This is a genomic window from Allobosea sp. 05L423 (assembly GCF_056397745.1).
In genome coordinates, this window is sequence record NZ_JBFTOA010000005.1 from 57,949 (window position 1) to 77,143 (window position 19,195).

Consider the following 19,195-nt stretch of genomic DNA (forward strand, 5'->3'; position numbering starts at 1 on the left):
GCGTCAGGATCACCGTGGCAATTTTGCGCCGACACCGCGCTCTCGTGCGCGGACGACGACGAGATGCGCGAGCGCGAGATCGGCGAGGGCAAAACCGCGGAAGCAGAAGAAGGAACGGGCGGCCGGCGCGGTCGGATGGGCGGCGCTCGCCAGCTCGACGAGATCGTGGCCGAAGCGGACCGTCGTCACCGGGTTGCCGTCGATATCGTAGGGCGCCTTCGACTGTTCGAGGCTATCGGTCGCGAGGACATCGAAGGCCGGCATGCTTTCTGGAATCCAGCTTCGGCCGATATCGACGGCGGCGGCGAAGGCATTTGGCTTCATCAGCCTGGCGTCGAGGAATGGCTTCAGCCCCGGTGCGCCCGGAACCATCGAAATGATGATATCGCTGCGCGCCAATAGGGTATCGGCATCCGCAACGACCTCCGCCGCGAGCCCTTGCCCGGAGGCGGCTTGCGCGAGCTGCTCCGCCGAGGAGCGGCTGCGGCTCAGCATGAGCGCCGTGGTCAGGCCGGGATAGAGATCGAGGAAGGCGGTGAGATGGGCATGGGCCTGCAGGCCGCAGCCGACGAAACCGATGATCCTGGGCGCGGGCGGCGCCATCCGCGCGGCGGCGGCGGCCGAGAGCGCGGCGGTGCGGATCAGCGTGATCTCGTCGCCCTCTAGCACGGCCAGCGGCGCCCCGCTCGCGTAGTCGCTGACGCAGATCAGGGCGTTGATGCCGGGCACCGGACTATCCGGGGCAACCGGTGCCATCGAGACCCATTTCAGGGTGGCGATCCCGTCCGCCTGCGAGGCGGCCGTCATCGCCTGGAAGCCATGGCCGGGGCCGAGCCCCAGCGCGCTCTTGGGCAGGCTGCGGTTGAGGCCGGCGGCATGGTCGCGGAAGGCGCGGAGCACGGCCTCGCGCGCCGCGCCGGGAGCAATGGCCAGGGCCTTCACGTCATTGCGCGAGAGATAGAGCAGGTGCTCGCTCATCGGGCGAATCTCCGGGCGGAATAGGGGGTGGGATCGAAGGGCGGCTCGCGACCGTCGATCAGCGCAGCGACGAGCTTGCCTGTCGCCGGAGCCTGGGTGAGCCCGGTATGGGCATGGCCGAAAGCATGCAGGATATCGTGCGAGCGGGACGCGAAGCCGATGCAGGGCAGGCCGTCCGGCGTCGAGGGGCGATTGCCCATCCAACGGTCGACTTCGGCCGTATCGAAGCGCTTCGCCTGTTCGGGAAACATCTTGCGGGCATAGCCCAGCAGGATTTCGGCGCGGCGCCAGTCGGGCGGTGCGGAGGGATCGGCAAGTTCGACCTGTCCGGCGAGCCGCAGCCCTTGCGGCGTCGAGACGACGCCCATCTGGCCGTCCGAGGGCATCAGCCCGGCGCCCAGCTCCACATCCGGCTCGGGGATGACGACATGGTAGCCGCGCTCGGAAATCAGGGGCACACGGTCGCCGGCGAGCCGGGCCAGGGCGGCCGAGCCGATGCCGGCCGCAATGACGGCGCGCTGGCAGGCGACGGGCCCCCGATCGGTGGCGACGCCGCTCAGCCTGCCGACCTCGAAAGCGAAGCCGGTGGCAGTGGCGGTGAAGCGCTGTGCTCCGCGGCTGACCAGAAGCTGGGCGAGCGCGGCGCAATAAGCGCCGGGGTCGATGATCTGGCCGGCATCGTCGAGCCGAGCACCGAAACGATAGGCCGGCGACAGCTCCGGCTGAAGGCGACGCAGGTCGGCTTCCTCGACCTCGCTGAAGCGCACGCCCAATTCTTGGCGCATCGTCCAGATCCGGCTCTCCGCAGCGAAGGCGGCTCGATCCGGATAGACATAGACCAGCCCTTGCTGCCGGATCAGGTGGCCGACGCCGGCCTCGGCGGCATAGGACTGGTGATCCGCCACCGTGTCCTTGCAGAGCGGGTAGCGCTGGCGTGCGCTCGTCGTGATCCGATCCCAGTCCCGGCCGGCGGCGATGAAGCGGGCGAGCCAGCCGGCATGCCGCGGCAGGTCCCGCCACCGCACCGTGAACGGTCCGGTCCGGTCGAGCAGGAAGCCGGGCACCTTGCGCCAAAGTCCGGGCAGGGAAATCGGTGCGATCGCGCCGGGGTTGATCCAGGTTGCGTTGCCGTAGGAGGCCGCCTGCCGGCCGCCGGGCTCGCCCGGTTCGATGAGGAGGACATGATGGCCGCCGCGCTGGATCTCCAGCGTCGCGCACAGGCCCACGATTCCGGCGCCGATTACGGCGACGGTCAGGGGCGCATCCTTCGACATGGATCGCCTCAGCCGCGATTGTGGAAATGGCTGAGGAAGCTCTTGGTCGCTTCCTGCTGAGGCTGGCCGATCACCTCGCGCGCCGGCCCCTCCTCGACGATCACCCCGTCGCGCATGAATACGACGCGATCGGCGACCTCGCGGGCGAAGCCGATCTCGTGAGTAACGATGATCATCGTCATGCCCTCAGCTGCGAGATCGCGCATGACGCCGAGGACTTCGCCGACAAGCTCGGGATCCAGAGCGGAGGTCGCCTCGTCGAAGAGCATCACCGCGGGCTCCATGGCGAGCGCGCGTGCGATGGCGACGCGCTGCTTCTGGCCGCCGGAAAGCTTGCTGGGAAAGACGTCGACCTTGTCGCTCAGGCCCACTTTGGCGAGCAACTTGCGGGCGAGCTCCTCGGCTTGCGGCTTCCGCATCGCCTTCACGGAGATCGGGCCTTCCATGACGTTCTGGATCACCGTCATGTGCGGGAACAGATTGAAGTGCTGGAAGACCATGCCAGCGTTCGAGCGGAAGCGCGCCTGCTCGCGAGTGCCCGGCAGCTTCGAGCCGTCGCCGAAGGCGAAGCTGTCGTCGCCGATGCGGATGCGGCCGCCCTCGGGCATGACGAGCAGGTTGAGACAGCGCAGCAGCGTCGACTTGCCGGAGCCGGAAGGGCCGATCAGCGCGACGACCTGCGCTTCCTCTACCCTGAGGTTGATGTCGCGCAGCACCGTCAGCGAGCCGAAGCTCTTGCGCAGGCCGGAGACCTCGATCTTGTAGCTCATCGCTGCGCCCTCAATTGCTATGGGCAAGCCGCTTCTCGGCTTGCTTGACGATCGCGGTCAGCGGCAGCAGCACGATCACATAGATCGCAGCGACCACCGTGTAGACTTCGAGCGCGCGGTAGGTGTCCATCGCCGCCACCTGGCCCTGATAGAGCAGGTCCGGGACAGCGAGGACCGAGACGAGCGAGGTGTTCTTGAACTGGATGATCGACTGGTTCATGAGCGGCGGGATCATCCGCTTGATCGCCTGCGGCAGCACGATGCGGCGCATCACGCGCGCCGGGGTCATGCCCAAAGCCAGCCCCGCCTCGCTTTGTCCGGGATCGATCGAGACGATCCCGCCGCGAATGACCTCCGCGTAGAAGGAACCGCCATACAGCGTCAGCGTCACGATCGCGGCGGTGATCGCGTCCAGCTTGATCCCGGTCAGGATCGGCAGCGCGTAGTAGAACCACAGCAACAGCACGAGCAGCGGCGTCAGCCGGAACATCTCGATATAGGCCCAGGACAGCCAGCGTAGCGCCGGGGAACGCGAGAGCTGCGCGATGCCGGCGACCAAGCCCACGATCAGGCCGAGGATCACGACCGCGATCGTGATCCCGATCGTTACGCCGGTTCCGGTGAGGAAGATCCAGCGGTAGCTCCAGACGATGTCGAAGTTCCAAGTATAGGACATGCCAACCCTGCCCGCGCCCCGCGCGGCCTGAAGCCGTTCACAAGAATGGATGGGCTTCCCGCGGGCGGGCGCGGGAAGCCGAGGAGGCCTTAGAGAGTGATCCCCGCGGGGATGTCCTCGGGCTTGACGCCGACCTGATCCAAGCTCTCGACGACAGCGCTGCGGACGAGGCCGAGGCCGCGGGCATAGCCGACCCAAGTGTTGACGAAGAAGAGCCAGGTCTTGTCCACCTCGCGGCGGACGGCCGCATTCGATGTCGATCCGAAGAACGGTTGCGGCACGACAACCTTGCCGAGGCTGGGATCCGCTTTCACGGCACGCACGCCGCCCATCCAGAAGATGCACTGCGCATCGACGCGGCCGCTGCGCAGCGCCAGCATCGCTTCATTGATGGTCTTGAAGCGCGTGATCTGAGCCTTGGGGCACAGGAGCGTAGCGATCTGGTCATGCGCCGAGCCGACGTCGACCGAAATCTTGACCTCCGGCTTGTTCAGGTCGGCCCAGCTCTTCGGATCGAAGCCCGGCTTGGCGATGACGACCAGTGCGCTGTCATAGACGCCGTTCGAGAAATCGACCGCCATGGCTCGTTTCGGCGTCGGGTTGAGGCCGAACATGATGTCGATCTTGTCTGCCTGCAGGTCGAGCACCGCGTTGCCCCAGGTCGTCTCGACAAGCTCGAGCTCGACGTCCATGTCCTTGGCGAGCGCCGAGCCGATCGCGTAGAAATGACCGCTCCATTTGCCGGAGGCCGGGTCCTTGATGAACCAGGGGGCACTCGAGGTCACGGCGCCGAGCCTCATTTTCTTGCTGGCGATGATGCGGTCGAAGGTGTTCTGCCCGGCGGCCTGCGCCCTTGCTCCGTTGGAAGCCAGCGTCAATGCGCCGGCTGCAACTGCGCCGGCGCCGATGAGGCCTGCCAGATCCCTGCGTGTCGTCATTTTCACTCTCCCGGCGTTGTGAGGCGAACCTCGTTATGTCTGGTGAGGCAGGCTCCCGCTTCCCCTGCGGGCTTTCCGTGATCTTCCGCCCCTCACCGGAGGCGGCAGCGGATTTTTCCGTCGTTTTCAAACCGCTTTCGGCGCGAGCAGAACACCCGGATTCATCAGGTTTTGCGGGTCGAACAGCGTCTTGATCTTATTCATCAACTCGTAGCGCAGCGGATCGGCGAGACGCTCGAGCTCCTCCGTCAGCTTGCGGCCGACGCCGTGTTCGGCGCTGAAGGTGCCGCCGAAGCGCGCCGCGGCGTCATGGATGTCGCGCTCGACTTCGAGTGCGAAGGCGTCCTGATCCGGCAGCGACGCCCAGAAATCGCGCTGGAACATCAGGATGTAGTGCACATTGCCATCGCCGAGATGGCAGACGACCTGCGTGACCGCCTGTGGGTAGCGCTCCGCTGCGACCGTGTCGGCCGCGGCGATGAAGGGGGCGACATCGGAGGAGCGCACAGCGACGTCATGGACGATGCCGATGCCTTCCTTCTTGTTGGCTTCGGAGACCGAATGGCGGACGTGCCAGAATTCGGCCGCCTGCTGCTCGGAGGTCGCGACGACCGCGTCCACGGACTCGCCATTTTCAAGCGAAGCGCCGACGACCTCTTCGAGGATGACCTGGAGGTTCGTGGTCGTATCCTCGCTGCCGAGCTCGATCAGCGCGGACCAGGCGGGTATCTCCGCGAAGGGAAAACGCACCCGCTCAACGTGCCGGCGCACCAGTTCGAACTGCGAGGCGGAGATGAGCTCGAACGCCTGGATATAGGAGCCGGCACGGTCCTGGAGGGAAGCCAGAAGCGCGACGGCCGCCGCCGGATCAGCGACGGAAACCCAGGCATGAGCGGTGTTCGGCGTCTGCGGATGCAGTCGCAGCGCCGCGCCCGTGATGATGCCGAGCGAACCTTCCGCTCCGATAAAGAGATGGCGCAGCATGTAGCCGGTATTGTCCTTGCGCAGAGCCGCGAGGTCCGCCAGCACGCGCCCGTCCGGCAGCACCACTTCCAGCCCCGCGACGAGATCGCGCATCGGGCCGTAGCGGACGACGCCGGTGCCGCCGGCATTGGTCGAGATCAGCCCGCCAATCTGGGCGCTGCCCTCGCTGCCGAGATGCAGCGGGAACTGCCGCCCCGCTTCGGTAGCGGCGCTGTGCAGATCGCCGAGCACCACGCCTGCATCGACCGTGGCGATGCCGGTCGCCCGATCGATGGTTCGGATGCGGTTCAGGCGGCGCAGGGATAGCACGATGCCGGGCTTGTCGCTGCGGTCGCTTTCCGGCACGGCGCCGAAGCACAGCCCGGTATTGCCGCCAACCGGGAAGACCGGCTGCCCCTCGGCTGCGCAGAGCGCGACCACGGCCGCGACCTCTTGCGTCGAAGCTGGCTGGACCACGGCGAGTGCGTGGCCGCGCCGACGCTGGCGCCAGTCCGTGAGCCACGGTTCCATCTCTGCCGGATCCGTGATCAGCCCCTTGTCGCCAACGATGCTGTGAAGCGTCTCGATCACGAGCCGGTCTCCGCTCAGGCGAGGCTGACGGCTTTGGCTCGCTCGGCGGCAACCTTGAGCTTTGCCAGCGTTTCCGGGCTCGGCCCGAGCAGCGGCAGGCGGACCCCGCCTACCGGCCTGCCGGCGAGCGCCATGTATTCCTTCAGGGGGCCCGGGTTCGTCTCGACATAGATGGCATCGACGACCGGGTCGATCTTGTCCTGGAGCTTGAGCGCTTCCTTCAGCTTGCCTTGACTGGCGAGCTCGAAGATCTCGATCCAGATCCGGGGATAGATCGTCGCGGAAGCAAGCACGCCGCCGCGCGCGCCAAGCGCGACATGGGTCGCGAAGAGCGGTTCCTCGCCCGAGAGGATCGCGATCTTATCGCCCGCGAGCTTCACCGTACGGATGAAGTCCGGCATGTCGTAGGAGGAGTACTTCATTCCGATGATCGAGCCGTCCTCGGCCATGGCCTGCACCGTCTCGGCGAAGGCGGAGACCGTGGTGCGGCGCGGGATCTGGTACAGCATGACCGGCAGGTCCAGCGCATCGCGATAGCGGGCAAACCAGGCACGCATGCCCTCCTGGGTGCCGGGCGCGTAGTAGGGTGTCACGGTCATGACCGCCGAGGCGCCGACCTTTGCGAAGTCGCGGCCGGCCTCCAGCGCATCTTCGTAGCCGGTCGCAAGCACGCCGGGGATCACCGGCTTGCCGTCCGCCACGTCGACGCAGGCAGCGACGATGTCGCGGCGCTCGCCACGCGAGAAGACGGGATATTCGCCCGTGCCGCCGATCGGCACGATGCCGGCGGCGCCGGCGGCGAGCTGGAACCGCACCAGCGCCTGGAGACCCTTGATGTCGACCGCGCCATCGGCGTCGAGCGGCGTGACGATCGCGGTATACAGACCGCCGAGAGTGTCGTGCGTAAGCGTCATTTGAAGCATCCCCGCAGTGATGCTGCCGGTTCCAGCGTGTCGGCCCCTCGCCAACCGCGCCCAGTTCCTTGCCGGCGCATCGTTGGGAATGGAGCCTCTTTCAGGGGCGTGGACGTGTCAACACAAAAATACAGAAATGTCGGATACGAAAATTATTGAACCATACGCAATGGCATTCTCTTTCCCTCCGCGCACCCAGAGATTATGACAGGAGTATCCCCATCGGGGGGACGAGGAGAATCGGCATGCCGGAAATCTCGCTGGCGGAACGCGGGGATATCGAACCGCCTGAGGCCTGGCAGGCCGGCGACGAGCCGCGCGGCGGGGTCGATATCGGCGCTCGGCTGCTCAAGCTGCGTAAAGGTCGGGGCCTGACGCTGCAGGACGTCAGCGCGATGACGGGGGTTTCCGCCTCGGCCTTCTCGAAAATTGAACGCAACGAGCTTTCGCCGACGATCTCGACGATGCAGCGGATCGCGCATGGGCTCGACGTCGAATTGGTGACACTTTTGTCCAGCGGCCAGGACAACGGCACAATTAGCTTCGCCGGACGCCGCAGCATCAGCAGAGCCGGCAGCGGCAGCAAGCATACGACCGGCACTTGCAACAACGTCCTGCTCTGTGCCGATCTCAAGAACAAGCGCGCCACCCCTATACTGACGACGGTGACCGCGCGTTCTCCGGATGAATATGCAGCGTGGGCAAAATCCGAGGCGGAGATCTTCGTGATGGTCCTCGAAGGCACGCTCATCGTGCACAGCCGCCTCTACGAGCCGCTTGAGCTCAACAAGGGCGATTCCGTCTACTACGATGCCACTACCGAACACACCTGGACCTCGAAAGGGGTCTCCAACGCCGTGGTTTTGTGGGTACTCGTCGATCTTTAAAATCGTTCCGGCTCCGCCATCATCGAGCAAGTCGGCCTCGCGATGGCCGCGAGCCCAGCGTAATGGCCGCGGCCGCGCGGCTCATTCGCGAGACGGCGCAGCCCTGTTCAAACGATTGGTGGCGGCGGTGGCAGATGCGGCCGTGCAGAGCGCATCCCAGTCGTCAGGCGGATTGCCATCGTCCAGCATGCTCTTGAAGACATTGTAGGCATCGGTTTTTGAGCCATAGGTCCGCAAGCCGTTCTCGTCATTCACCCGTGCGAAGATGAAGGCGGGGCCGTTGGGCCGGCGGGCACCGTCTCGGTGACGAGCTTGACCAGAGCCGCATGTAGCTTGGCATCGGCCGATTTCTGATAGTCGTCGGGCCTGTTCGCCTTCTGTGCCTCGACTGCCGCGATCAACTTTTCCCACTGATCGAGCACGAGGGGATGCGCGAGGATGGTCCAGCCATTGATGGTCATGGTCGGAGCGAGACATCACCCTCGATCACGGCATCGGGATCGACCAACATGCCCTTGGTCAGGGCCGTGGCGCATTCGAGCGTCACCCTCGAAGATGGGTGCCACGTGGCGGCATGACGATCGCGTCGCCGACAATGCGCGGGCTACCGACCAGTCTGTTCGACCAACTTGTCACCTCGAGGGGTGGAATTGCGAAAGCGCTTCCACCCCAACAAGCAGCGAATGTGACGCACTTTCACTCCGACAAGGCAACTGCTAGACGGGTGGCGATCGCGCGTGCACGGCGCAAACAGGTTACACACAATATGCTTCTTCGCGTTGGCACCCGCCGCAGCCCCCTCGCCATGACGCAAACCAACTTTGTAATTGGTTCAATTCAGGCTCTTCACCCTCATATCGAATTCGAGATCCGGCCCATTTCGACGGTCGCGGATCGTGACAGGATCTCCGAATTTCATCAGTTCGGCATGATCGGCGTCTTCACCACGGAGCATGAGGAGCAGTTGCTGCGCAAGGACGTCGATTTCGTCGTCCACTCCCTCAAGGATTTGCCGACCGCTCTGAAGGACGGGCTCACGCTGGCATCGGTGCCCAAGCGCGAGGACCCTCGCGATGTCCTCTGTGGCTCGACCCTCGACGACTTGCGGCCGGGAGCAAGAGTTGGAACCGGATCGCTGCGTCGCCGCGCCCAGATCCTGAGCCTGCGGCCGGATGTGACCGTCGTTCCCATCCGCGGGAACATTGGCCCCCGGCTTGCCAAGATCGAAGGGGACGATGCGCTCGATGCCGTCATCCTGGCGCAGGCCGGCCTGGAGCGCCTCGGCCTCGGCGGAAAGACGACCGAGCTTCTCGACCCTCACCTGTTCCCCTACGCCGTCGGCCAGGGCGCCCTTGGCATCGAGGCGCGCAGCGCGGATAGCGAGATCGTCGAGATCCTGCGCTCGATCGAATGCAAGGCGACCCGGGCCGAGGTCGATGCCGAGCGTGAGATGATGCATGCGCTGGGCGCCGGCTGCAGCCTGCCCGTGGGCGCCTTCTGCAACTGGAAGGAAGAACGCCTGATCCTGCAAGCCCAGATTACCTCTCTCGATGGCGAGGAACGGGTGGTTGCCATCGAGGACGAACCTGGAGACCGGGCGCGAGAACTCGGCCTCGCTGCCGCCGAAACCCTGAAAGTCTGCGGCGGCGAGAAGATCCTGCACTCGAGCTACCGGGAATTCTGCAGCCACTTCAAGATGCTGCAATCCTGAAGAAGCCGCCTCGATCACCCGGCCTTCGCATGCGCCACGGCGTCCACCGCCGCGGCGATCGCCGCTTCGGTTGCCTCGATATCGGCTAGGCTGTGCGCGGCGGAGAGGTAGCAGAGACCACGCGGCAAGGTCAGCACCCCTTCCCTGAGGAGAGCGCCGGTGAACGAGAGCGTTTTCTCCTTGTCGACCTGCGCCGTGTCACGCAACGTCTCGATTGCCGCCTCGGCGGCGAAAATCTGCAAGGCAGCTCCTGCCTGCCGAGCGCGGACCGGAACACCCCTCAAGGCGGCCCGATCATTCAGGAAGCGGCACAGCCGGCCGGCAAACGCGTCCATCCGAGGATAGATCTCGCTGCGCCCATCACGCAGTTCCTCAAGACAGGCAATGGCCGCCGCCACGGAGAGCGGATTGCCGTTGAAGGTGCCTCGATGCATCAGGCGCCCGCTGGAGAGAACATCCATTGCTGCACGGCTACCTGAGACCGCGCTGATGGGCAGGCCGGCGCCCAGCGCCTTGCCGAGGACGCTGAGATCGGGCGTCACGCCGTAGCGCTCCTGCGCGCCACCGAGACCGAGACGAAGGCCGGTAATCACCTCGTCGAAGATGAGCAGCGCGCCGCAGCGCTTCGTCGCGGCCCGCAGCCGCTCCAGGAAGCCGGCAGGCGGCTCGAAGCAGCCGCCGTTGATCGCGGCCGGCTCGACGATCACGGCCGCGTAGCTGGCGTCGAGCAAGGCCTCGAGCCCGCCCGCATCGCCCCAATCGGCCAGCGTCACCGTTCCGGCCGCCTGCGGATCCTGTCCCAGCGCCGATGGGCCATCCTGCCCAATGGCGCTGCCGATGTGGAGGCTGTCGAACCAGCCGTGATAATTCGCGCGGAACTTGATGACCTTAACCCGGCCGGTCGCGGCGCGTGCTACACGCAATGCGAGCTGGATCGCCTCTGTTCCGGTGCTGACGAAGCTCGTCTGCTCGGCCGAGGGAACGCAAGCGGCGATCAACTCTGCCAGTCGTGCCTCACCGCGATGGACGCTCGCGGTGCGCAAGCCGCTGTTCAGCTCATTTTGAACGGCTGCGAGGACGGAAGCGGGCGTATGCCCCAGGATCAGTGGGCCATAGCCGAGGGCGTAGTCGATGAAGCGATTGCCGTCGACGTCCACGACATGGGCGCCCTCGCCGCGCTCGATCGCGATCGCCACGGGATGCTGCGTTGCGCGCGGCGTGGACGAGACGCCGAATGCGAGATGCGACAGCGCCTTCTCGCGATGCGCGTAGGAGCCAGCAAAACGCTGGCGGTCTGCGGCCTCAAGGCTATCTCTCATCACCCGTCTCTCATCGGTACCGGAGTCGTTTGATAGGTATCAATGATATAAATATAATACAATATATTATCGCGAGCCGGGGCCTGATTGGTATTCCAGACCATACATGCTAGCGATTCCGCGGATGAACCGGGAAGGGCAACTCATGGCAAGACCGCAGACGGGTACGGCGGAGCGGCCCGCGTCGGAGCGAGACGTCATCCCGCTCTATCACCGCGTCTACGTCATGCTGCTTCAGAAGATCATGGACGGCTCATATCCGGCCGGCGCCCCGATCCCGAGCGAGGACGACCTCGCCGAGACCTTCAGCGTGTCGCGGGTGACGATCCGCAAGGCAATGGAAAGACTGGAGCGCGAAGGGCGCGTCCTGCGCCAGCGCGGGCGCGGCACCTTTCCGCTGACGCCCGCCAACGAGACGGGCGAGCCCGCGAGCCAGCTGCTCAACAACCAGATCTCGCTGGCCCGTAAGACGAAGATCGCCTTGCTCTCCTATGAGTTCGTCCGGCCCTCGCCCTTGCTCGCCCAGACCTTCGGCATCGTCGAGGGCACCGAGCTGCTGCGGATCGAGCGGGTGCGCGGCGACGAGCGCTCGCCGATCTCGCATACCCTCTGCTATCTCCCTGCAGATCTCGCCCCGCTGGTGCCGCGCACGGCGATCTCCTCGCTGCCGGTCTCCGCCACGCTCGCAGCGGCCGGCGTCAAGCTCGCCCGTTTCGAGGAGAAGATCACGGCCGTGCTCGCCGATTCCGACGTGTCGCCGCATCTCGAGATCGCGATCGGCACGCCCCTGGTGGCGATGACCCGCCAGGTCCGCGACGAGGACGGGCGCCTGATCGAGTTGCTTCAGGCGCTCTACCGGCCCGACCGCTACGAATACCGCGTCCAGTACTCGATCGACGGCCAGAATCTAGGCACGCCGTGGAAGGCGATGATCACCGATAGCGGCGCCGCCTGAGGCGCAGCCATCGGTTTTCGACCGTCTCAACGGCGGATGAACGGGTTCGGGATGTCCGTCGCCGTCGAGATCCAGACGCTCTTGGTCTCCATGTATTCCCGGATGCCGGCGATGCCGCCCTCGCGGCCGACGCCGCTCATCTTGAAACCGCCGAACGGCGAGGTCGTGCTGGTCGAGCGGTAGTTGTTGACCCAGACGGTTCCGGCGCGGACGCGGTTCGCCATGGTGAGCGCCCGGCGCATCGACTGCGTCCAGATGCCGGCGGCGAGGCCGAACTGTGTGTCATTGGCGATGCGGACCGCATCGTCCTCGTCGGTGAAACGGATCACCGAAAGAACAGGCCCGAAGACCTCTTCCTGCGCGATACGCATCTCGTTCTTCACGTCGACGAAGATGGTCGGCTTGTAGAACAGCCCCTTCGGATAGCCTGGGACCGAAGCCGGCTCGCCGCCCGCGACGAGGCGGGCGCCCTCGGACTTGGCGATCTCGACATAGGACTTGATCTTCTCGAGCTGCGGCCTGGTCGAGATCGGCGCGATCTGGGTGCCCGGATCGGAAGGATGGCCGAACTTCACATCGGCGATGAAAGCCTTCAGCCGCTCGACGAAGGCATCATGGATCGTGTCCTGCACCAGCAGGCGCGAGCCGGCGACGCAGGTCTGGCCCGATGCCGCGAAGATGCCGGCGACGGCGCCCTTCACAGCCTGGTCGAGATCGGCGTCGTCGAAGATGATATTCGGCGACTTGCCGCCAAGCTCCAGCGTCACCCGCTTCATGTGGCGGGCGGCCTTCTCGTTGATCATGCGCCCGGCCTCCGGCCCGCCGGTGAAAGCGATGCGCTCGACGAGGCGGTGGCTGATCAGCGCGTCGCCGACCTCCGCGCCATAGCCGGTGATGACGTTGACGACGCCCTTCGGGAAACCGGCCGCTTCGACCAGCTTGGCAAATTCGAGCAGCGAGGCCGAGGTGAATTCGGACGGCTTCAGCACCACGGTGCAGCCCGCGGCGAGCGCCGGGGCGAGCTTCAAGCTCGTCAGCGGCAGCGGCGAATTCCATGGCATGATGCAGGCGACGACGCCGATCGGCTCCGGCTTGGTGTAGTTGAACACGCCGGGCTTGTCAGTCGGGATCACCGTGCCCTCGATCTTATCGGCCAGCCCGCCATAGTAGTAATAATAGTTGGCCATGTAGCGCATCTGCATCGACAGCTCGGCCAGAAGCTTGCCGTTGTCGCGCATCTCGACCCGCGCCAGCCATTCTGCGTTCTCGGTGATGAGGTCGCCGAGCTTGCGCATCAGCGCGCCGCGACCCGAGGCCGAGAGGGCCGGCCAGGCTCCTTCCGAGAAGGCGCGATGCGCGGCCTGCACCGCGGATTCGACATCAGCTCCATTGCCGCGCGGCACCCAGGCCCAATCCTCGCCCGTCACAGGATCGGAGGTCTCCAGCCAGGTTCCACCCACCGGATCGACGAAGGTGCCGTCGATATAATGCTGGTAGCGATAGCGCTGGTCCGCATCCTGCTTGGTCGGGCGGATCGCGGGCGAGATCGGATCGAGCGAAAGCATGGCGGCTGTCATCGGAGGTCCCTGGAGATCACGGCGGCGGGGTGCCGTTGACAGATATGTATCATCATCATATCAAAAATACCAATACGCTTATCACAGGGGGACGGGCCCTTCTTTGCGGCAGCGCAAACTGTCAACGAGATCGGAGCGACCCGTTGGGTATCCGCAAAAACGAGGGGACCAGTATGAACACCGCAAAGTATGCCCGCTTGGGATTTCTCGCGCTCGCCCTGATGACGGCAGCAGCTCCGGTCGCGGCACGCGACCTGATGGTCGTCGGCTTCGGCGGCGGCTTCCAGGACAATGCCCGCAAGCATCTTTTCCAGGGTTATGCCGCCGAGAAGGGCGTGAAGGTCGCCGACGACGTCTATAACGGCGAGATGGCCAAGATCTATTCGATGGTGAAGTCGAACGACATCACCTACGACGTGATCATGATCGAAGCTCCGGAGCTCGCTCGCGGCTGCGAGGATGGCGTGTTCGAGAAGCTCGACTGGAGCGTCATCGACCAGAAGAAGTTCATCCCCGGCGGCACCACCGCCTGCGGCGCCGGCGCCGTCGGCTGGGGCGTCAGCCTGTTCTACGACCAGGCCCGCACCCCGACCGGCCCGGCGAACTATGCCGAGCTCTGGGACGTGCAGAAGTTCCCGGGGAAGCGTTCGCTGCGCTCGGGCGCGAAGATGACGCTCGAGGTCGCGCTGCTCGCCGACGGCGTGCCGCCCGCCGAAGTCTACAAGGTCCTGGCGACGCCGGAGGGGCAGAAGCGAGCTTTCGCCAAGCTCGACCAGCTCAAGCCCCATGTCGTCTGGTGGAAGTCGGGCACGCAGCCGCTGCAACTCGTCGGCTCCGGCGAGGCCGCCTATGCGGTCGGCTATGTCGGCCGCACGATCCGCGCCAATGAAGGCGGCGCCAAGTACCCCGTGCAGTGGAACACCCTCCTGTTCTCGTTCGACTACTGGGCCGTGGTTCGCAACTCGCCGAACAAGGCCGATGGCATGAAGCTCATCAACTACATGACCGACGAGAAGCCGCTGACGAGCTTGGCGCAGGACTGGGCCGTCTCGCCGGCCAACGCCTCCGTCGCCAACAATCCCGAGATCATCAAGAAGAACCCAGGCATGGTCGCCAACCACGCCAAGGAAGGCCTCTTCATCAACACAGACTTCTGGGTTGAACACGGCGAGGATCTCGAAGCCCGCTTCAACGCCTGGTTGGCGAAGTAAGCCTCCCATCCGGCGCGAGGGCTCGGCATGTCACGACGGAACCTGGTGGCGGCGGCGCTGATCGCGCCCCTCCTGCTCCTGGTCACGCTGAGCTTCCTCGTGCCGCTTGGCGCGACGCTCTACCGGGCGGTCGAGGATTCAGAATTCTCGACCGCCCTGCCCCGCACCGCCGCCCTGCTCAAAGCCTGGGACGGCAAGGAGTTGCCGCCGGAAGAAGCCTTCCGTTCGCTGATCGAGGAGCTGCGCCTGGCGCAACAGGATCAGGCGGCCGGGGCCGTGCTCTCCCGGCTCAATTTCGAGGAAACCGGCTTGCGCAGCCTGCTGCTGCAGGCCAGCCGGGCCTCGGCCCGCCTAGCCGACCCGTTCAAGGACTCGCTGGTGGCGCTCAACCCGCGCTGGGGCGACCCCGCCCTCTGGCGCCTGTTCAAGCGCGCGACCGGCCCCTGGACCTCGCTCTATCTGCTGCGCTCGCTCGACCTGCGCCCCACTGACCAGGGCGTCATCCGCGCCCCCTCCGAGGACGCAGTCTTCCTGCCGCTGTTCTGGCGAACCTTCGAGATCAGCCTTGTGGTGACGCTGATCTGTGCGCTGCTAGCCTACCCCGTCGCCTATACGCTCTCCATCCTGCCCCAGGGCTGGGCCAATGCCGGGATGATGCTCGTCCTTATCCCGTTCTGGACCTCGATCCTGGTCCGGACCACCGCCTGGTTCATCATCCTCCAGCGGGAAGGGCCGATCAACGCGCTGCTCATGGCCTTCGACATCGTCAACCAGCCGTTGGCGATGATCTTCACCCGCTTCGCGGTGTATCTCGCCATGGTGCATGTGCTGCTGCCCTTCGCCATCCTGCCGCTCTACGGCGTGATGAAGGGCATCAAGCCCGACTATATGCGCGCCGCCGCCTCGCTCGGCGCGCCGGGCTGGCGCCGCTTCCTGCGCATCTACCTGCCGCTCACCATGCCGGGCGTCGCCGCCGGCTCGCTGATGGTCTTCATGCTCTCGGTCGGCTTCTACATCACGCCTGCCCTGGTCGGCGGGTCCGGCGACCAGATGGTCAGCTACTTCATCGCCTTCTTCACCAACACCTCGGTGAATTGGGGCATGGCGGCCGCGCTGGCGACGCTGCTGATGACGATGACCGGCTTATTCGTCGTCGTCGCCCGCCTCGTCTTGCCCGGCTTCCGCTCCGGCGGCGTGAGGGTCTGACGATGGCCGGAGCACCCGCCCCCGCCCTGCGCAAGAAAGCCTCCGCCGGACGCCTCGCGCTCGCTTTCGTTACGAGCCTGATCCTGCTCTTCCTCGTGGCGCCGATCGTCGTGGTCTTCCCGCTCTCGCTCTCCTCGGGCGAATTGCTGGTGCTGCCAACGCCGGGCTATTCGCTGCGCTGGTACGCCGATTTCTTCAGCTCCAGTCGCTGGCTCGCTGCGACCTGGAACAGCTTCGTCGTCGGGATCGCTACCATGGTGCTGGCGACGCTGCTCGGCACGCTCGCCGCCTTCGGCCTCTTCCTCGGCCGCTTCCCCGGCAAGGCGATCCTGCTCGCCATCCTGTCGCTGCCGATGGTCACGCCCGTCATTGTCACCGCCATCGCCATGTATTTCGCGCTCTCGCTGGTCGGCCTCGGCTCGACGCTCACAGGCCTCATCCTCGCGCATACGGTGCTGTCGGTGCCCTTCGTGCTGCTGACCGTGCTCGCCTCGCTGCAGACCTTCGACCAGAACCTGCTGCGGGCCGCCGCCAGCCTCGGCGCCAATCCGGTGGTGAGTTTCCGACGGGTCGTCCTGCCGCTGATCGCGCCGGGCGTGGCGACCGGAGCGCTCTTCGCTTTCGCCACCTCCTTCGACGAGCTCATCGTCGCGCTCTTCATCGCCAGCCCCGGCCAGTTCACCCTGCCGCGCCAGATGTATGCGGGCCTGCGCGAATTCCTGAGCCCGACCATCGCGGCTGCCGCCGTGCTGCTCATCCTGTTCTCGGTGCTGCTGCTGGCCCTGAACGAATTCATCCGGAAGCGCGCCCAGGCCCGCGGGGCCTCTCCCTCCGGACCTACCCCATGAGTGCGAGCATGTGCGACCCGATCATCGTCTTCGACAAGGTCACCAAGAGCTATGACGGCGCGACGCAAGTCGTGAAGTCGCTCGACTTCGCGGTCGAGCGCGGCGAGTTCGTCACGCTGCTGGGGCCTTCCGGCTCGGGCAAGACCACGACGCTGATGATGCTGGCCGGCTTCGAGGACCCTTCCGGCGGCACTATCACCTTCGACAAACGCCCACTCAACAACGTGCCGGCCCATCGGCGCGGCATCGGCGTGGTCTTCCAGAACTACGCCTTGTTCCCGCATATGAGCGTGGCCGCCAACCTCTCATTCCCGATGGAAATGCAGAACGTCGGCCGAGCCGAGCGCGAGGAGCGCGTGCGCGGCGCGCTCGACATGGTCAAGCTCGGCCATCTCGCCGACCGGCGGCCGACCCAGCTCTCGGGCGGCCAACAGCAGCGCGTCGCTCTGGCCCGCGCTCTGGTCTTCCGCCCTAAGCTCGTCCTGATGGACGAGCCGCTCGGCGCCCTCGACAAGCAGTTGCGCGAGCATATGCAGATCGAGATCAAGCATATCCACGAGCAGCTCGGCGTCACCGTCGTCTACGTCACGCACGACCAGGGCGAGGCGCTGACCATGTCGAACCGCGTTGCCGTGTTCCACCACGGGCGCATCCAGCAGCTCGCCCCGCCGGCGGAGATTTACGAGAAACCCGCCAATGCCTTCGTCGCCTCCTTCATCGGCGAGAACAACAAGCTCGACGGCACCATCGCCGCGCGCGACGGGGGCTCCTGTCTGCTGCGCCTCTCCGATGGCAGCCAGGTCCGCGCAGTCGCCGGCGCCGATCTCCCGGTCGGCGCGTCGGCCGTTCTGGCGCTGCGGCCTGAGAAGGTGCTGATCGGCCCGGCCGCAGCGGACGAGAACCGCTTCGAGGCCGAAATCGAAGAGCTGATCTATTTCGGCGACCACACCCGCCTGCGGCTGAAGCTCGGCGGCTCGGATAGCTTCACCGCCCGCGTCACCTTCCGCGACGGCTTGCCCGCGCTGCAGCGGGGCGAGCGCATTGCGGTTAGCTGGGCTGCGGCCAACTGCCTCGCACTCGGCCCCGAAGAGACTTGAGCACGTCGACGTTTTGGCCTTGCCGAAACATATTAAGTAGCATACTTAATACAATTACGTGGCGCCGAACGCCGCTGCGGAGGACTCCATGACTGCCAGCCTGAAAACGCAAGTGATCGTCGCCGGCGCCGGCCCCGTCGGGCTTGTCGCTGCGTTGATCCTGGCGCGCGCCGGAATCGACGTCGTCGTGCTGGAAAAGCGCGCGGGGCTCAACACGGCCTCGAAGGCTTCGACTTTCCACCCGGCGACGCTGGAGATCCTCGACGATCTCGGCGTACTGGAGCCGATGATGGGTCAGGGCGAGATCGTCCGGCGCATCCAATACCGCACGCCGGAAGGCCCCTTCGCCGAGTTCGTCCTCGCCGATCTGGCGGACCGCACCCGCTTCCCCTTCCGCCTGCATCTCGAACAGGCCCGGCTGACCCCGCTGCTGCTGGCGCGGATCGACGCCCGCGACAACGCGCAGGTACTGTTCGATACCGGCTTCGAAACCCTGACACAGGATGAGAACGGCATCACGGTTACTGCCGACCGGGGCGGCGAGAAGCTCACCATTGCGGCCGATTACCTGATCGGGACGGACGGGGCCCGCAGCACCGTGCGCGACGCGCTCGGCCTCGCCTTCGACGGCATGGTCTATCCCCACAAGATCCTGCGGGTCATGACGCCGGACGATCTCGACAACGTACTGCCGGGCATCGCCGCCATCACCTATCTCCACAACGGCCCGAAGTCGCTGAGCTTCCTCAAGATGCCGGATTGCTGGCGCATCATCATCCGCGTACCGGAAGAGGTAACGGACGAGACTGCGCTCCAGGACGGCTGGTTCGCCGAGCGGTTGCGCGAGGTGCTGCCGAGCTGGACCACGCCGCCCGCCGTGGGCGGCCGCGACGTCTACGGGGCGAGCCGGCGCGTGGCATCGCAATACCAGGTCGGGCGCGCTTTCCTGGCCGGTGACAGCGCGCACGTCACCAACACCCGCGGTGGCATGAACATGAATTGCGGCATCCATGATGCCCAGGCCTTGACCCATGCCATGATCCGCGCCCTGCGCGACAACAGGCCCGCACTGGTCGCAGCCGCCGCCGATGAGCGCAAGCGCGTCGCCGAGGAGATGCTGATCCCGCGCACCGACCGCAACGTCGCCGGCGGGGAGGGCTGGTTGCAGAAGGTCCGCGAACTCGCGAGCTCGCGCAGCAGCGCAGCCGATTATCTCGCCACGGCCGCCATGCTCGACATGCTCGAGCGCCCCGCCAGCGCCGCCGCCTGAGGAGGCCACC

19 protein-coding genes are annotated in these 19,195 nt (G+C 65.8%); 8 read left to right on the plus strand and 11 right to left on the minus strand.

Annotation, left to right across the window (positions count from 1 at the left end):
- Positions 1-9 precede the first annotated feature (9 nt).
- The 7 genes from AC1DNE_RS14520 to dapA form a co-directional block, all read right to left on the minus strand.
- On the minus strand, positions 10-978 hold the full coding sequence (locus AC1DNE_RS14520; protein WP_476841112.1) for an ornithine cyclodeaminase family protein: 969 nt from the start codon (positions 976-978) through the stop codon (positions 10-12).
- Complete coding sequence (locus AC1DNE_RS14525; protein ID WP_441469210.1) at positions 975-2,252, minus strand: NAD(P)/FAD-dependent oxidoreductase; 1,278 nt, start codon at positions 2,250-2,252, stop codon at positions 975-977. The genes AC1DNE_RS14520 and AC1DNE_RS14525 overlap by 4 nt, the downstream gene beginning before the upstream one ends.
- 8 nt (positions 2,253-2,260) lie before the next feature.
- Entirely contained in the window at positions 2,261-3,022 is a 762-nt protein-coding gene (locus AC1DNE_RS14530; RefSeq protein WP_441469211.1) for an amino acid ABC transporter ATP-binding protein, read from the minus strand.
- 10 nt (positions 3,023-3,032) lie between these two features.
- Positions 3,033-3,698, minus strand: a complete 666-nt coding sequence (locus AC1DNE_RS14535; RefSeq protein ID WP_441469212.1) for an amino acid ABC transporter permease — start codon at positions 3,696-3,698, stop codon at positions 3,033-3,035.
- An 89-nt stretch (positions 3,699-3,787) separates the two neighbouring features.
- Positions 3,788-4,636: a transporter substrate-binding domain-containing protein gene (locus tag AC1DNE_RS14540; protein ID WP_441469213.1), complete on the minus strand. Its 849-nt coding sequence runs from the start codon at positions 4,634-4,636 to the stop codon at positions 3,788-3,790.
- A gap of 126 nt (positions 4,637-4,762) precedes the next feature.
- A complete protein-coding gene (locus tag AC1DNE_RS14545) occupies positions 4,763-6,190 on the minus strand; it encodes an FAD-binding oxidoreductase (protein ID WP_441469214.1) in 1,428 nt (475 codons plus the stop codon).
- A 14-nt stretch (positions 6,191-6,204) separates the two neighbouring features.
- Positions 6,205-7,104, minus strand: a complete 900-nt coding sequence (dapA, locus tag AC1DNE_RS14550) for a 4-hydroxy-tetrahydrodipicolinate synthase (protein ID WP_441469215.1) — start codon at positions 7,102-7,104, stop codon at positions 6,205-6,207.
- Positions 7,105-7,349: 245 nt separating this feature from the next.
- On the opposite strand from dapA, the gene AC1DNE_RS14555 reads away from it, so the two are divergent.
- Positions 7,350-7,991, plus strand: coding sequence for a helix-turn-helix domain-containing protein (locus tag AC1DNE_RS14555; protein ID WP_441469216.1), 642 nt, complete (start codon positions 7,350-7,352; stop codon positions 7,989-7,991).
- 81 nt (positions 7,992-8,072) lie between these two features.
- On the opposite strand, the gene AC1DNE_RS14560 is transcribed toward AC1DNE_RS14555, so the two are convergent.
- Together AC1DNE_RS14560 and AC1DNE_RS14565 are read right to left on the minus strand one after the other, a co-directional pair.
- Positions 8,073-8,228, minus strand: a complete 156-nt coding sequence (locus tag AC1DNE_RS14560; RefSeq protein WP_441469217.1) for a type II toxin-antitoxin system YhaV family toxin — start codon at positions 8,226-8,228, stop codon at positions 8,073-8,075.
- 14 nt (positions 8,229-8,242) lie between these two features.
- A complete protein-coding gene (locus AC1DNE_RS14565; protein ID WP_441469218.1) occupies positions 8,243-8,452 on the minus strand; it encodes a type II toxin-antitoxin system YhaV family toxin in 210 nt (69 codons plus the stop codon).
- A 113-nt stretch (positions 8,453-8,565) separates the two neighbouring features.
- On the opposite strand from AC1DNE_RS14565, the gene hemC reads away from it, so the two are divergent.
- Positions 8,566-9,702, plus strand: coding sequence for a hydroxymethylbilane synthase (gene hemC, locus AC1DNE_RS14570; protein WP_476765392.1), 1,137 nt, complete (start codon positions 8,566-8,568; stop codon positions 9,700-9,702).
- Between the two features lie 14 nt (positions 9,703-9,716).
- On the opposite strand, the gene AC1DNE_RS14575 is transcribed toward hemC, so the two are convergent.
- Positions 9,717-11,021 carry an aspartate aminotransferase family protein gene (locus AC1DNE_RS14575; protein ID WP_476765393.1) on the minus strand — a complete coding sequence of 435 codons (1,305 nt, stop codon included), beginning with the start codon at positions 11,019-11,021 and terminating at the stop codon, positions 9,717-9,719.
- A gap of 145 nt (positions 11,022-11,166) precedes the next feature.
- Between AC1DNE_RS14575 and AC1DNE_RS14580 the strand changes: the two genes are divergently transcribed.
- Positions 11,167-11,976, plus strand: a complete 810-nt coding sequence (locus AC1DNE_RS14580) for a GntR family transcriptional regulator (RefSeq protein ID WP_441469221.1) — start codon at positions 11,167-11,169, stop codon at positions 11,974-11,976.
- 26 nt (positions 11,977-12,002) lie between these two features.
- Here AC1DNE_RS14580 and AC1DNE_RS14585 read toward each other — a convergent pair whose 3' ends face one another.
- Positions 12,003-13,553 (minus strand): aldehyde dehydrogenase, encoded by a 1,551-nt coding sequence (locus tag AC1DNE_RS14585; RefSeq protein WP_476765394.1) that lies wholly within the window; start codon positions 13,551-13,553, stop codon positions 12,003-12,005.
- A gap of 173 nt (positions 13,554-13,726) precedes the next feature.
- Between AC1DNE_RS14585 and AC1DNE_RS14590 the strand changes: the two genes are divergently transcribed.
- The 5 genes from AC1DNE_RS14590 (at position 13,727) to AC1DNE_RS14610 (ending at position 19,185) form a co-directional block, all read left to right on the plus strand.
- Positions 13,727-14,764: an ABC transporter substrate-binding protein gene (locus tag AC1DNE_RS14590; RefSeq protein WP_476765395.1), complete on the plus strand. Its 1,038-nt coding sequence runs from the start codon at positions 13,727-13,729 to the stop codon at positions 14,762-14,764.
- A gap of 27 nt (positions 14,765-14,791) precedes the next feature.
- On the plus strand, positions 14,792-15,970 hold the full coding sequence (locus tag AC1DNE_RS14595) for an ABC transporter permease (RefSeq protein WP_476765396.1): 1,179 nt from the start codon (positions 14,792-14,794) through the stop codon (positions 15,968-15,970).
- A 2-nt stretch (positions 15,971-15,972) separates the two neighbouring features.
- Positions 15,973-16,818 (plus strand): ABC transporter permease, encoded by an 846-nt coding sequence (locus AC1DNE_RS14600; RefSeq protein WP_441469225.1) that lies wholly within the window; start codon positions 15,973-15,975, stop codon positions 16,816-16,818.
- Positions 16,819-16,826: 8 nt separating this feature from the next.
- Entirely contained in the window at positions 16,827-17,915 is a 1,089-nt protein-coding gene (locus tag AC1DNE_RS14605) for an ABC transporter ATP-binding protein (protein ID WP_476765424.1), read from the plus strand.
- A gap of 88 nt (positions 17,916-18,003) precedes the next feature.
- Complete coding sequence (locus tag AC1DNE_RS14610) at positions 18,004-19,185, plus strand: FAD-dependent oxidoreductase (RefSeq protein ID WP_476765397.1); 1,182 nt, start codon at positions 18,004-18,006, stop codon at positions 19,183-19,185.
- Positions 19,186-19,195 lie beyond the last annotated feature (10 nt).